Origin of the sequence: Thalassobaculum litoreum DSM 18839 (assembly GCF_900102465.1) — a bacterium.
GTDB classification, from domain to species: domain Bacteria; phylum Pseudomonadota; class Alphaproteobacteria; order Thalassobaculales; family Thalassobaculaceae; genus Thalassobaculum; species Thalassobaculum litoreum.
Genome location: NZ_FNBW01000020.1, coordinates 70,043 through 83,631, shown reverse-complemented (window position 1 = coordinate 83,631; position 13,589 = coordinate 70,043). Strand labels below are relative to the sequence as shown.

At 66.8% G+C, this 13,589-nt stretch carries 11 protein-coding genes; 2 read left to right on the top strand and 9 right to left on the bottom strand.

The window, feature by feature from the left end:
* Positions 1-2,691 (top strand): beta strand repeat-containing protein (locus BLS34_RS23450; protein WP_175474361.1); only part of this gene is annotated, 2,691 nt, incomplete at its 5' end.
* Between the two features lie 103 nt (positions 2,692-2,794).
* Here BLS34_RS23450 and BLS34_RS23445 read toward each other — a convergent pair.
* From BLS34_RS23445 to BLS34_RS23435, 3 genes are read right to left on the bottom strand one after another with little or no spacing between them, the layout of a single operon-like run.
* Complete coding sequence (locus BLS34_RS23445) at positions 2,795-4,117, bottom strand: NAD(P)H-dependent oxidoreductase (protein ID WP_093154324.1); 1,323 nt, start codon at positions 4,115-4,117, stop codon at positions 2,795-2,797.
* 6 nt (positions 4,118-4,123) lie between these two features.
* A complete protein-coding gene (locus tag BLS34_RS23440) occupies positions 4,124-4,924 on the bottom strand; it encodes a phytanoyl-CoA dioxygenase family protein (RefSeq protein ID WP_028795315.1) in 801 nt (266 codons plus the stop codon).
* A 48-nt stretch (positions 4,925-4,972) separates the two neighbouring features.
* Complete coding sequence (locus BLS34_RS23435) at positions 4,973-5,635, bottom strand: GntR family transcriptional regulator (RefSeq protein ID WP_093154323.1); 663 nt, start codon at positions 5,633-5,635, stop codon at positions 4,973-4,975.
* A 389-nt stretch (positions 5,636-6,024) separates the two neighbouring features.
* Here BLS34_RS23435 and BLS34_RS23430 point away from each other — a divergent pair, with 389 nt between their 5' ends.
* Complete coding sequence (locus tag BLS34_RS23430; protein ID WP_028795313.1) at positions 6,025-6,609, top strand: exopolysaccharide biosynthesis protein; 585 nt, start codon at positions 6,025-6,027, stop codon at positions 6,607-6,609.
* 37 nt (positions 6,610-6,646) lie between these two features.
* Here BLS34_RS23430 and BLS34_RS23425 read toward each other — a convergent pair whose 3' ends face one another.
* The 6 genes from BLS34_RS23425 to BLS34_RS23400 form a co-directional block, all read right to left on the bottom strand.
* Positions 6,647-8,005 (bottom strand): mechanosensitive ion channel family protein, encoded by a 1,359-nt coding sequence (locus BLS34_RS23425; RefSeq protein ID WP_175474360.1) that lies wholly within the window; start codon positions 8,003-8,005, stop codon positions 6,647-6,649.
* Positions 8,006-8,127: 122 nt separating this feature from the next.
* Positions 8,128-8,301: a YqaE/Pmp3 family membrane protein gene (locus BLS34_RS23420; protein WP_038015152.1), complete on the bottom strand. Its 174-nt coding sequence runs from the start codon at positions 8,299-8,301 to the stop codon at positions 8,128-8,130.
* Positions 8,302-8,384: 83 nt separating this feature from the next.
* Entirely contained in the window at positions 8,385-10,034 is a 1,650-nt protein-coding gene (locus tag BLS34_RS23415) for an ABC transporter ATP-binding protein (protein ID WP_093154317.1), read from the bottom strand.
* Positions 10,035-10,037: 3 nt separating this feature from the next.
* The gene (locus BLS34_RS23410) at positions 10,038-10,973 is read right to left on the bottom strand and encodes an ABC transporter permease (protein ID WP_028795310.1); all 936 of its coding nucleotides are present in this window, start codon (positions 10,971-10,973) and stop codon (positions 10,038-10,040) included.
* On the bottom strand, positions 10,970-11,911 hold the full coding sequence (locus BLS34_RS23405) for an ABC transporter permease (RefSeq protein ID WP_093154316.1): 942 nt from the start codon (positions 11,909-11,911) through the stop codon (positions 10,970-10,972). Before BLS34_RS23405 ends, BLS34_RS23410 begins: the two co-directional genes overlap by 4 nt.
* A 53-nt stretch (positions 11,912-11,964) precedes the next feature.
* Complete coding sequence (locus BLS34_RS23400) at positions 11,965-13,572, bottom strand: ABC transporter substrate-binding protein (RefSeq protein ID WP_038015151.1); 1,608 nt, start codon at positions 13,570-13,572, stop codon at positions 11,965-11,967.
* Between the last annotated feature and the right edge of the window lie 17 nt (positions 13,573-13,589).

Below are 13,589 nucleotides of genomic sequence, written 5' to 3'. Positions count from 1 at the left end.
ACCATGACGGCGGCCCAGCGGGCGGCCTTCACCGGTACGCTGACGGCACCGGGGACCGCCAATCTGGCGGTCACCGGCTCGGCCGGAAACCAGCTGGTGGTCGGCGGCGCCGGGTCCGACACGCTTAACGGTGGTGCTGGCACCGACACGATGAGCGGCGGTGCCGGGGTCGACAACCTCACCGGTGGCTCGGAAACCGACACCTTCCGCGGCAGCGCTGCCGAGCTGGCGGGCGACACGATCACCGATCTTACCGTCGGCGAGAGCATTGTCGTGACCGGTGCCGACCTGACGGCATTGAACGGCCAGTCGGCGGCGGCGACCATCGCGACCGGATCGGGGAACCTGAACCTGACCGGCATCACCGGTGCCAGCGGAGTCTTCTCGGCGGTTCTCGCGGGTGGAAACACGACCATCACGCTGACGGCGCCGCCGGTCTCCTTCACCCTGACCGCCGGAGCCGACAACCCGACGCTGGACACCGGCAACGATGTTCTGACCGCCAACGCGACCAATGTTCTGAACGCCGGCGATACGATCGACGGTCTTGCCGGGACCGACGCCCTGAACATTTCGGCGGCGCAGACGGTCACGCTCAACGCGACGACCCTGACCAATGTCGAAACCGTCAACATCACCGCCGGCGCGCAATCGGTCACGACTCATGACGGGACGGTGGCGTCCGGCCAGACCATGACGGTCAACGGCTCGACCAACACGTCCGCCATCAACTGGGACGGGTCGGCCGAGACCGACGGCACCTTCTCCATGACCGGCGGTAGCGCCAACGACACCCTCATCTCCGGGAGCGGTGCCGATAGTCTCAAGGGCGGCGCCGGTGATGATGTCCTGCGGGCCGGCAACGGCAGCGACGTCTTGTCCGGCGGTGCCGGCAACGACACGCTGTCGGGCGGGGCCGGCGCGGATCTGATCTATGGCAACGCTGGTACCGATACTCTGCTGGGCGACGCCGGTAACGACACGCTCTACGGCGGCGACGGTGCCGACGTGATCAGCGGCGGGAGCGGGCAAGACACTCTTGTCGGCGGTGCCGGTAACGACACGTTCACCGGCAGTGCTTCGGATTTCAACACCGACACGATCTCCGACTTTGCGGTCGGCGACAGCATCGTCGTCACGGGCAAGGATCTGTCGGCGCTGAATGGCACGGCCGCCAGCGGCACGATCGACATCAGCGGCAGTGTCGCGACCACGCTCACCGGCATCACCTCGGGCAGCGGGACGTTCAGCGCGACCTTCGCCGGCGGCAACACGACGATCACCCTGGTTGCACCGCCGACCGGTGGTGGTGGCGGCGACAGTGGCGGCGGCGGGTCCTCCGGCGGGTCCTCCGGCGGTGGAACCGTGGTCGTGACCGACAGCACGCCGACGAACACGACCGGCGGCGACCGCACGATCACCAACAACGGATCCACGGCTGGCACGGCGCCGATTGTTCAGAACACCGGGAACAACAGCAACGTCGTCACCGCGACCCTGCCGGCGTCGGTCTCCATCACCTCTTCGGGCCCGGCGACCGCGACCATCGGCACCTCGTCCGTGGAGACCCTGAACGCCGCGATTGCGGGGCGGAACTCTGCCTCCACCCAGCAGTTGACGACCGGCGCCGACACGTTCCTCCGGAGGTTGTCGACAACGACCACATTGGATGTTCGCACGATCATTCCGACGACGACCTCGAGTTCGCTGAGCAGCCCGATCGTCATCACCGGCAGCACGTCGTCGGACGGCACGGTCCAGTCGGAGGCGTTCGTGGTCGACATGCGCTCGCTGCCGACGGGAAGCACGTTGCAGCTCGACAACATCGAGTTCGCCTCGATCATGGGCTCGTCCACGGTTACCGGCGGCAACGGCGACAACTTCGTCACCGGCGACGAGAACAGCCAGTTCATCTCGCTCGGCGTCGGCGACGACACCCTGTACGGCGGTGCCGGGGCGGACACGATCGGCTCCGGCAGCGGCAAGGACATCCTGTACGGCAACCAGGAGAATGACCTTGTGTTCGGCGGTACCGAGGAGGACACGCTCTATGGCGGCGCCAACGAGGATGTCGTCTACGGCAATCAGCAGAGCGACGTGATCTACGGCAACATGGGCTACGACACGCTCTATGGCGGTCAGGACGCCGACACGCTCTATGGCGGTCAGCATCAGGACGTGCTCTACGGGAACGCCGATGCGGATGTGCTCTACGGCAATAACGGCCTGGATACGCTGTACGGCGGTGCCGGTGACGACGTCTTGTACGGCGAGAACGGCGCCGACATCCTGGTCGGCGGAGCCGGCAACGACGTCCTGAAGGGCGGCCTGTCGAGCGACGACGGATCCCATGACGGCTCGTTCGACGTGCTGTCGGGCGGCGCCGGCGACGACTCGCTCTACGGCGGGCTGGGGATCGACTGGATCTACACCGGGGCCGGTGCCGACCGGATCTATATCGAGGCGATGAACGGCTTCGATGTTGTCGCCGATTTCGACGTGTCGGCCGGCGACCAGCTGATGATCCAGGCCAATCTCAACGGCCAGGCGATCAGCACCGCTGCCGATGTCATCGCCCGGGCGACGGACGATGTGGACGGCAATGTCGAGATCGATCTCGGCGGCAACTATGTCCGCCTGATCGGCATCCACAGTTCTGAACTGAACGAGAGCTATTTCGGCTTCTACTGACCCGGGCCTGACGGCCTGACGTGCCGCCCCTTATCCCTGGGGCGGCACGTTCCGTTTCCAAGCTACGCCGGAAGCCCAGGACCCTCCGGGGGCGCGCCTGGCTTCAGGCCGCCATCCCCTTGCGGCCGAACCGGCGCTCCATGTCGCGGCGGATGCGGATCGCCTCGCTGCTCTCGTCCGCCTCGACATCGACCCACCGGATAGGCTGTCCCGTCTTGATATCGGCCTTCAGCTTGACATTGTGGGCGAGGCCGATCGGCAGGCCGCCGATCTTCAGGGACGTCTCCGCCGGGTAGAGCTTACCCCATACCGTGAAGCCGCCCTCGCCATCCAGCATGTCGCCGGCCTTCAGGTCGCGCTTCGCCGTCGCCACCACGTCTCCGCGGAAGCCCTGGGTCGAGCCGGTCGGACGCTTCAGGATCGCCGCCGACAGGATCGACACGTTGAGCTCCAGGCCGATCAGGTGGAACGGCTTGTACATCGCCGAATACCGTCCTGTGGCGTCGGTGTTCATGCCGTATTGCCGGAAGCAGGCGGCGGCGTAGTCGTTCGGCGCCTCGATGACCACGTAGACGCCCCAGCGCAGGTCCTTGAAGACCGGCCGGCCGTCCCGCTCCAGGGAAGAGACGACTTCCACCTGTCCCTTGGCGGCGAGCTGGCCGCCTTCGGACTTGGGGCGGAGCACATGGGCGAGATCGTCCATGCCGGCCGGCGGGAACATCAACCCATCCGGCGGCGGGGTCAGGCCGGTCGCGTTGGCGATCGCCGCCATCTCCAGCGCCGACTTGGTGCCGTCGAGGAAGCTGTTGAACATCTGGCTGTTCATGCCGGCGGCCGCGGCCTGTTCGCCGGTCAGCCCGTAATGGTCCCAGACCGTGTCCGGCGTCGAGGCGTGATAGGCCGGCAGGAATTTGGTGCCCTTGCCGGCGGCGACGACGTCGAAGCCGGTGGAGCGGGCCCATTCGACCATCTCGCAGGTCAGCGCCGGCTGGTCGCCATAGGCCATGGAATAGACCACGCCGGCCTGACGTGCCTCCTCCGCCAGGAGCGGTCCGGCCAGCACGTCGGCCTCGACATTGACCATGACGATGTGGACGCCGTTGCGGATCGCCTCGCGGGCGTGGACCAGGCCGACCGACGGCACGCCGGTGGCTTCCACCACCACATCCGCCGCCCCGGAGGCGATCAGCCTGCGGGCGTCGTCTTCGACGGTCGTCCTGGCGATCAGGTCGTCGGGCCAGCCGACCGAGCGGCAGGCGGCCCGGGCGCGGTCCGGCGACAGGTCGGCGATCCAGGCCACCTCAAGCCCCGGCGTCGTCGGGACCTGGGAGAGGAACATGCTGCCGAACTTGCCGGCGCCGATCAGGCCGACACGCACGGGCGTGCCGGCCTGGGCGCGGGCCAGAAGGTCCTGATAGATATACATCGTCGCCTATTCCGCCGCCTGGAGCTGACCGGCGACCAGCTCGTCGAAGCAGTCGTCCTCCAGGGCGGAGATCGGCGTGAAGTCGCGATGGGCGATCCACTCGTCGCGCTTGAAGGCGCGGATGTGGTTGTCCACGTGGCAGAGCGACAGATAGACGATGGTGCGGCCGAGCGGCGAGATGTTCGGCGGGCTGGCATGCACCAGCAGCGATGAGAACAGCAGCACACTGCCGGCCGGACCGGTCGGCGCCACGCAGCCGCCCTTTTCCGCCAGGGCCGAGACCGTCTCGCGGTCCAGCGTCCACAGCGGATAGGAGGTGGTCTCCAGGTCGTGACCGGCCTCGACCACGCCCTGCTTGTGGCTACCCGGGATGAACAGCAGCGGGCCGTTGGCGGCGGTGACGTCGTCCAGGAACACCGCGATGTTCATCGCGCGCGGCTCCGGCATCTCGTCGTCGCGCGCCCAGGTGCCGTAGTCCTGGTGCCACTGCCAGACATCGCCGTCGAAGGCGGCCTTCGCGTTGATCTTGAACTGGTGCATGTAGACCGACCCGTCGAGGAGCTGCTGCACCGGCTCAACCAGACGCGGATGGGCACCGAGACGGCGGAACGTCTCGTTATAGGTATGGGCGGCGAAGGCGGTGCGGGCCACGCCGGACTTCTCGCGCCAGACCTCCTTGCGGTCCATCGCGTAGATCTTGTCGGCTTCCTGCTTCATCAGGGCGGCTTCCTGCGGGGTGAACTTGCCGGGGAAGAACAGGTAGCCTTCTTCGTCGAATTTCTTGAGGTCTTCGGCGCTGAGTTTCATGGCGTTTCCTTCCGTGTTGGCTTCTTATTTGTTTGAAGTCCGCCGGTCTTAGGGCCGGCTCAGTCGTTGATGGGTCAGCTCGCCCGTCCGTTCGGCATGGTCGGCGGCCAGATGGCCCGCCTTGACCGGATCGCCGGAGAGGATGGCCTCGGCGATCTCTTCGTGCTCGCGCCAGATTGCTCCGTGGCCCTTGCTGTCCTCGAGGACCACGCGCATGGAGCGGACCATATGCGGCCAGAAGCCGGCGGCGGTGCGTTCGATCTCGTCGTTGCCCGAGAGCGCGTGGATCGCCTGATGGAAGGCGAGATCGGCCTTGACCAGGGCGTCGATCTCGCCGCTGGTGCAGGCGTCCCACCCGTCCTTGATGAGGCGCTGGAAGCGTTTGGACGGCGTGTCGGACATATCGAGCCGGGTGGTAGCAAGCCGGGCGGCCAGCCGGTCGATGGCGCCGCGCACCTGGTACAGGGCGAGCAGTCGGTCGGGGTCGATCGGCGCCACCATCTGGCCCTTGCGGCCGCGGTCGACCACCAGGCCCTCGCGCCTCAGAAGCACCAGCGCGTGGCTTACGGGCTGGCGGCTGACCCCGAGCCGCTCGGCCAGATCCTCCTGCGCCAGCGGCGTTCCGGGCGCCAGGTCCATCGCCATGATGGCATCCCGGATGGCCTGATGCGCCTGGGCGGTCAGATCGAGCTTTGCGGCGAGGGACTGCATGTCCGTTTCCGTATTCTGAATTCAGAACACGGGACACCAGAATAAATGCGGCGTCAATAAAGGGAATACGACGGTCTGCGACGGGCGGGTAACGAAAGGACCGCCGCCGGTTGTTCGTAAGACGTCGGTTGTGCCCCCGTTGCCCCCTAAGGATTCGGGAACCCCGCTCCCGCCGGGGCGTTCGACTTTCACCACGAAACGTCGGGCCCGCGGCCTCCCGCAGGGCCGCCGCCTGGAGCATCGGGTGCCGGTCGGTCGCGGCCGCCAAGGGCGGTGGTGCCCGGCGGGCCATGCCTTTTCATCGGAGCAGTGTCGAGGTCGCCATGACCGCATCTACATTGGAACCGGACAAATCGGATACGAACGGGCAGCCAACGTCCGACCATCCGATGAGCGATATCGTCGACCGCATGGCGGACACTGCCCAGGGCAATCGGGTTACGGTCGGCGAAGTGCTGGAGGCCTTCGGGCGTCGGTCCTACCTGCCGTTGCTGGTCGTTCCCTCGCTCGCGGTGATGTCGCCGCTGTCCGGTGTGCCCCTGCTGTCCTCGTTCTGCGGTGCGATCATCGTCATCATCTCGGCGCAGATGGTGTTTCCCAGGCTCGGCCGCCTGTGGATCCCCGGCGTCATCGGCCGGCGCACCATCAGCGGAAAGCGCGCGCGTGGGGCGGTCGGCAGGCTCGCAAAGATCGCCCATTGGATGGACGACCATGCCCGGGCCCGGCTGAGGTGGCTGATCGATCCGCCGGGCCGGACGGTGCTGGAGGTCGTCTGCCTGTTCTGCGGCCTGGCGATGCCGTTCCTGGAGTTCATCCCGTTCTCCTCCTCGGTCGCCGGCGGTGCGGTTCTGCTGATCGCGGCCGGTCTGCTGACCCGAGACGGCCTGTTCGCGCTGGCGGGCCTCGCCATCATCCCGGTGTTCGGCGTCCTGCTGGCCGTCGGGTTGGAGACGTTGGGGATCGCCGGCGGGTAAGCGCCGCGACCGGAGGGGCTTAGAGCCGGCGGTCGCCTCAGAGCCTGCGGTCGCCGTCGGCGAGCAGATCCTGGGACGCCTCGGGAATATCCGCGCCGGCGGCGTGGCGCTCGACGGATTCCGTGTCGTTCTCCAGATCGCCCTCCGAGGCGGTGGCCGGGGCACCCGACTCCTTGGCCGGCGCGGCGGCCGAAGGCTCCGGCGGTCGGGATGCCGGCCCGGGAGAGGGGGTGGTACCCGAGCCCCCATCCATGGAGATGATCGGCACGCCCTGGGGGAAGATCACCTCGCGCGCCTCGTCCGGCATGGAGATACCCGCCTCGGTCAGCGCCTTCTTGATCAGCCGCAGCAGGGCCGAGCGGATCTTGAGAACCGAATAGGCCTGGCCGTCGAACCAGAAATAGGCGCGTAGGTTGACCGTGGCACTGCCCAGGGAATGGACCAGAACCAGCGGCTCCTCCGGCTCCGCCAGCACGGCGGTGTGTCCGGCCAGCACCCTGCGGACGATCTCCTGGGCAGCGGCGACGGAGACCTCGTAGCCGATGCCGATCTCCAGGAATTCCTGACGGGCGGCCGCGGCGCTGAAGTTGACGATGGTGCTCTTGAATACCGAGGCGTTGGGGATCTGGATGTGGTTGCCCTCGCGCGACAGGAGCAGGGTGCTTCGGGTGTTCATGCTCTGCACCGTGCCCTCCTGGCCGCCCACGGCGATGTAGTCGCCGCGCCGGAACGGCTGGCGGATGCTGAGCAGCAGGCTGGCGAGGAAATTCTCGGCGATGTCGCGGAAGGCGAAACCGACGATGATGCCGACCACGCCGGCGCCGCCGAGCAGCGACAGGGCGAGCTGGGTGAGGCCGGCAACCTGCAGCACGATATAGAGCCCGATCAGGAAGACCGGGATCGAGACCGTGCGGGCGATGACGCTGCGCAGGAACGGGGAGTCGACCTGTCGGCTCAGTGCCCAATCCACGACCCGACCGATCAGGACGGCGGCGTAGAAGGCGATCGGCAGGATTACCAGCGCCAGGGCGATCAGCGGCAGGCTCGCCACCGCCTTGTAGATCAGGGCGCGAACCTCGTTCAGCGCCGGGGCGAAGGACCAGTCGCTCTTGGGTGTGACCGTGATCCGGTTGACGACGGCGACCACGTCCTGGGTATTGGCCGCGAGGTTACGCGCCCAGGTGCGATGCTCGTCGCTCTGGGTGCTGCCGTCGAGGAAGACCACGCCTTCGCGTGCCTGGACTTCGACGCCGCGATACCAGCCGGTGGCATCCAGAATGCTGTCGATGCGCTTCGCGATCGCGTCGTCCCTGGCCACCGGCTCTACCGCGATGGCACGCGGCGCCTCGGAAGGCGCGTCGACGCCGGAAGCGCCCTGCGCGAGTGCAGGGGCCAAGCCTGCTGGCATCCCAACGAGAAAGGATGCGGCGACCAGCAGATGGAGCACCGTCAGGAAGATCCGGGAACGCGTCGTGGGACGTGTCGGGCGGCACCAACCGATGCCGCCGCAGCCGGCATTCACGGATCGGACGGCGTTCGCTTGGCAATGACCCAGACGCCGTGAACGATGCCGGGGATATAGCCCAAGATGGTCAGCAGGATGTTGATCCAGAACTGAGCGCCGATGCCGACCGTCAGGAAGACGCCCACCGGCGGTAAAAGAATGGTCAGAAGAAGTCGCAGAATCGTCATGTCGATACCCGCCCATTAATTTCATCAGTGCGGATACAACGCGGCGCCACTCCTCGGGTTCCGAACAGCGGCTTCCACGATGGTCACCCGGCGGCCAGCGCAGCCGCACTGCCGAAGTCGAAGCCGCGGCCCGGGGCGGCGGCGAACAGGGCGCGGGTATAGTCGTGTTGCGGGTTGCCGAACACCTCCGCCGCCTCGCCGTATTCGACCACCCGGCCGCGGTGCATCACCGCGACCGTGTCGCAGACCTGGGCGGCGACGCGCAGGTCGTGGGTGATGAACAGCATGGCGAGGTCGAGCCGGCGGCGGATGTCGTCCAGCAGTTCCAGCACCTGCGCCTGCACCGAGACGTCGAGGGCAGAGACCGCCTCGTCGGCGATCAGCAGGTCCGGCTCCATGGCGAGCGCCCGGGCGATGCAGATGCGCTGGCGCTGGCCGCCGGAGAACTGGTGCGGGAAGCGATCCAGCGCCCCCGGGTCGAGGCGGACCAGGGACATCAGCGAGCGGGCGCGCTCGTAGGCCTCCTTCGCGCCCATGCCGTAGTTCATCGGCCCCTCGACGATGGAGGCGCCGACGGTGCGCCGCGGATTGAGCGAGCGGTAGGGGTCCTGGAAGATGATCTGCACCCGGCGGCGCAGGGCGCGCAGGCGGGTCTGGGACGCCTGGGCGATGTCGTCGTTGTGCAAATAGATATGGCCCGAGGTCGGGTCGATCAGCCGGGCGATGCAGCGCGCCACCGTCGACTTGCCGGAGCCGGATTCGCCGACGATGCCCAGGGTCTCGCCGCGGCGGACCTCGATGCTGACATCCTGAGCGGCGTTGACGGCCCGCGCCTTCTGGAAGAACCCGCCGCCGCCGTAGGTCTTGCACAGCGCGTCGGTGGCCAGCACGACCGGCGCCTTGGCCTCCCGCGCGCGGCCATGCGGGGTGAAGCTCGGCACCGCGCCGATCAGCATCTTGGTATAGGGCTCGTGCGGCCGTTTCAGCACCGCCTCGGCCGGACCTTCCTCGACCACCTTGCCCCATTGCATCACCGCGACCCGGTCGGCGATCTCGGCGACCACGCCGAAATCGTGGGTGATGAACAGTACCGCCGTCTCGTGGGTCCGCTGGATGTCCTTGATCAGCTTGAGGATCTGTTCCTGGGTCGTCACGTCGAGCGCGGTGGTCGGCTCGTCGGCGATCAGCAGCACCGGCTCCAGCACCAGGGCCATGGCGATCATGATGCGCTGACGCTGGCCGCCGGACAGCTGGTGCGGGTAGGAGGCCGCCATGCGCGGCGGGTCGGGAAGCTGCACCTGCTCCAGGATGTCGAGGATCTTGGCCTCGCGCGCTGCCTGGTCGAGCGAGGTGTGGGTGGTCAGCACCTCCTCGATCTGGTCGCCGCAGGTCATGGTCGGGTTCAGGGCCGTCATCGGCTCCTGGAAGATCATAGACATGCGGGCGCCCCGCAGCTCGCGCAGCCGCTCGTCGCTGGCCTCCAACACGTTCTCGCCCATCAGCCGGATGGCGCCGCCGCTGGGCGTGAGCTGGCCCTTCGGCAGCAGCCCCATCACGCTGAACGCGGTGACCGACTTGCCGGAGCCGGACTCGCCGACGAGGCAGACGATCTCGCGCGGACCGACGGAGATGGAGACGCCGTCCACCGCATGCCGGCGGTCGTTGCCGTCCGGCAGATCGACGGTGAGGTTGTCGATCTCCAGGATCGGCGGGGTGCTGGTCTGATCTGTCATGGTCTACAGCCGCTTGCGCATGCGGGGATCGAGCGTGTCGCGCAGCCCGTCGCCGAGCATGTTCACCGCCAGCACCGTGATCGCCAGGAAGATGCCCGGGAACATGATGTTGTGCGGGTAGACGCGGAACAGCAGCCGTCCCTCGGCCATGATGTTCCCCCAGGTCGGCGTTTCCGGCGGGATGCCCACACCCAGGAAGCTCAGGATCGCCTCCACCAGGATCGCCGAGGCACAGATATAGGTGCCCTGGACGATCAGCGGCGCGATGGTGTTCGGCAGCACGTGCCGGATCAGGATCAGCGGCACCCGGGTGCCGACGGAGATCGCCGCCTCCACATAGGGTTCCTCGCGGATCGACAGCACGATGGAGCGCACCAGCCGCACCACGCGGGGGATCTCCGGGATGGTGATCGCCAGGATCACCGTCACCAGCCCGGCATCGGCGAGCGACACCAGGGCGATGGCGAGCAGGATGCCGGGGATCGCCATCAGCCCGTCCATCACCCGCATGACGATGGTGTCGAGCCAGCGGATGTAGCCGGAGACCAGGCCGATCACCAGACCGATGGCGAGCGACAGCACCGCCACCACGATCCCGACGGCGAGCGAGACGCGGGCGCCGTAGATCACCCGGCTATAGGTGTCGCGGCCGAGCGTGTCGGTGCCCATGCGGTAGGTCCATTCCCGCTCGGTGCCGTCGGAGAAGGTCTTCAGATGCTCCACGCCCGGGTTCTTATTGCGCCAGGCCGGATCGATCGAACTCGGATCCATGGTGTCGAGCAGCGGCGCGCAGAGCGCCATCAGGACCATCAGGCCGAGGACGATGGCGCCGAACATGACGCTGGGGTTGCGGACGAGCTGTTCCCAGACGGTCGCCCGGCGCGAGGCCGCGTCCGCCGAGGCGGCGGAGTCGACGAGATTTTCCGTGCCCTCGGTCAATAGCGGATCCTCGGGTCAAGCAGGCTGTAGGTAAGATCGACCAGCAGGTTGATCATCACGTAGACGAACGAGAACACCATGATGATCGCCTGGATCGTCGGATAGTCGCGGCCGAGTACGGCGTCCACGGTCAGGCGGCCGAGGCCGGGGATGTTGTAGACGCTCTCCGTCACCACCACGCCGCCGATCAGCAGGGCGATGCCGATGCCGATCACGGTGACGATGGGCACCGCCGCGTTGCGCAGCGCGTGCTTGAGCAGTACGGCGTTGGGCGTCAGCCCCTTGGCGTAGGCGGTGCGGATATAGTCCTCGCCCAGGACCTCCAGCACGCTGGCCCGGGTGATGCGGGCGATCAGCGCGATGTAGATCACGCTGAGGGTGATGCTGGGCAGGATCAGGCGGTGCAGGAACGGCCAGAAGCCGTCGGTGATCGATTTGTATCCCTGCACCGGGAACAGGTCGATCTGCATGGCGAACAGGTAGATCAGGATGTAGCCCAGCACGAAGACCGGGATGGAGAAGCCGGCCACAGAGAAGGCCATGACCGCCCGGTCGATCCAGGTGCCGTGCTTGTAGGCGGCGATGACGCCGATCGGGACGGCCACCATGATGGTGAAGATCAGGGTGGTGGTCGCCAGGGCCAGCGTGGGCTCAACCCGCAGCAGGATGAGTTCGGCGACGTCCTTCTTGAAGAAGTAGGACTGGCCGAAATCGCCCTGCAGGATGTTCCCGATCCAGATGCCGAGCTGGACCACCAGCGGTTCGTTCAGGCCGAGGCTTTCGCGGATCTCGGCGACCTGTTCGGGCGAGCCGTTGTCGCCGGCCAGGACCGCCGCGGGATCGCCCGGGGTGAGCCGCAGCATTAGGAACACGAAGACCGCCACCATCCCGAGGACCGGGATGGTGGCGAGCAGACGTTGGATGATGAATCCGAACATATGCGGTTATGGCTCCAGCGTCAGGTAGCGTCAGGAGACGGACCGCCGCGTCCCTATTCGGACTTGGCGATGTTCCAGAAGATCGGGAACGGGCCGCCGAGCACACCGCTCAGCTTGTCGCTCCGCCACGCCGGGACCTGGTACCACTGACCCGCATGGGCGTGGGTGCCGATTTCCATGGCGCGCTCCTGAATGTCTTCCGCGATCGCCTTCTGCTTGCCCTCGTCGGTCTCGGTGGCGAACGCCTCGCGGAGTTCCTCCATCTTCGCGTCGCAGGGCCAGCCGAACCAGGCCTTGTCGCACCCGGCGTTGAAGCCGGCGGCGGAGATCGGGTTCAGGATGTCGGCGGCGGTCCAGGACGTCAGGAAGACGTTCCAGCCCCCTTCGGACGGCGGCTCCTTCTTCGCCCGGCGGGCGACCAGGGTCTGCCAGTCCATCGCCTGCAGATCGACGTTGAAGCCGGCCTGCTTCAGCTTGTCGGCGGCGACCGGACCGAGGTTGTTCAGCACGTCGACGTCGGTCGACTGCATCACCACCACGGGGGTGCCGTCATAGCCGGCTTCCTCGAGCATCTTCTTGGCACCGTCGATGTCGGACTTCACCACGATCTCGGTGCCGGCGTCGGTGGCGAAGGCCGTGCCGCAGACGAACATGGCCGGGCATTCCTTGTAGTAGTCAGGATTGCCGATGGTGGCCTGGACGAAGTCGACCTGGTTGATCGCCATCAGGGCGGCCCGGCGCAGCTTCACGTTGTCGAACGGCGGATGCAGCCAGTTCATCCGGAACATGTACTGGTTGCCCAGCGGGTTCAGGATCTTGGCGGTGATGTCGTCGTTGCCCTCGAACAGCGGCAGCAGATCGGTGGGCGGGGCTTCCAGATAGTCGACCTCGCCTTCCAGCAGGGCGTTGACCGCGGTCTGGTGGTCCTTGATGGAAACCCACTCGACCCGGTCGACGTTCACGACCTTGCCGCCGGCGGCCCAGCTCGGCTCCTCGGAGCGCGGTACGTAGTCGTCGAACTTCTCGAACACCGCGACGTCGCCCGGCTTCCACTCGTCCTGCTTGAAGACGAACGGGCCGGAGCCGGTGTAGTCGGTGATCTGGTCGGCGGCCGGCGTGTCCGCGACGCGCTTCGGCATCATGAACGGAACATTGGAGCTCGGCTTGGCGAGCGAGGCGATCACAAGACCGTAGGGCTTCTTCAGGACGATTTCGAAGGTCTTGTCGTCCACCGCCTTGAACTCGGCGACGAACTCCAGGAGCTTCTGGCCCATCGAATCCTTGGCACCCCAGCGCTTGATCGAAGCGATGCAGTCTTCGGAGGTGACAGGCGCGCCGTCATGCCATTTCAGGCCGTCGCGCAGCGTCATCGTGTAGGTGAGCTTGTCGTCGCTGACGGAATAGGTGTCCACCATCTGCGGATGGACGTTGGTGTCGCTGTCCATCGCGAACAGCGTGTCGTACACCATGTACCCATAGTTGCGGGACATGTAGGCCGTCGTCCAGATCGGGTCGACGATCTTCAGGTCCGAGTGCATGACCACGCGGAGCGTGGTTTCGGCCGACGCGGTGGCGTTCAAGCCGAGCGACATGGGCAGCGCGATGGCTGCAGCGAGTGCGGTCTTCCCCGCGGTTTTTCTAAAAATGCGTCCCCAGTTCATTGAGCCCCTCCTTAGGT

Coding starts and splice junctions, on each gene's coding strand:
- BLS34_RS23400 (WP_038015151.1), bottom strand. CDS start 13,572: ATGAACTGGGGACGCATTTTTAGAAAAACCGCGGGGAAGACCGCACTC.
- BLS34_RS23445 (WP_093154324.1), bottom strand. CDS start 4,117: ATGTATATCTATCAGGACCTTCTGGCCCGCGCCCAGGCCGGCACGCCC.
- BLS34_RS23420 (WP_038015152.1), bottom strand. CDS start 8,301: ATGACGATTCTGCGACTTCTTCTGACCATTCTTTTACCGCCGGTGGGC.
- BLS34_RS23405 (WP_093154316.1), bottom strand. CDS start 11,911: ATGTTCGGATTCATCATCCAACGTCTGCTCGCCACCATCCCGGTCCTC.
- BLS34_RS23415 (WP_093154317.1), bottom strand. CDS start 10,034: ATGACAGATCAGACCAGCACCCCGCCGATCCTGGAGATCGACAACCTC.
- BLS34_RS23435 (WP_093154323.1), bottom strand. CDS start 5,635: ATGCAGTCCCTCGCCGCAAAGCTCGATCTGACCGCCCAGGCGCATCAG.
- BLS34_RS23440 (WP_028795315.1), bottom strand. CDS start 4,924: ATGAAACTCAGCGCCGAAGACCTCAAGAAATTCGACGAAGAAGGCTAC.
- BLS34_RS23430 (WP_028795313.1), top strand. CDS start 6,025: ATGAGCGATATCGTCGACCGCATGGCGGACACTGCCCAGGGCAATCGG.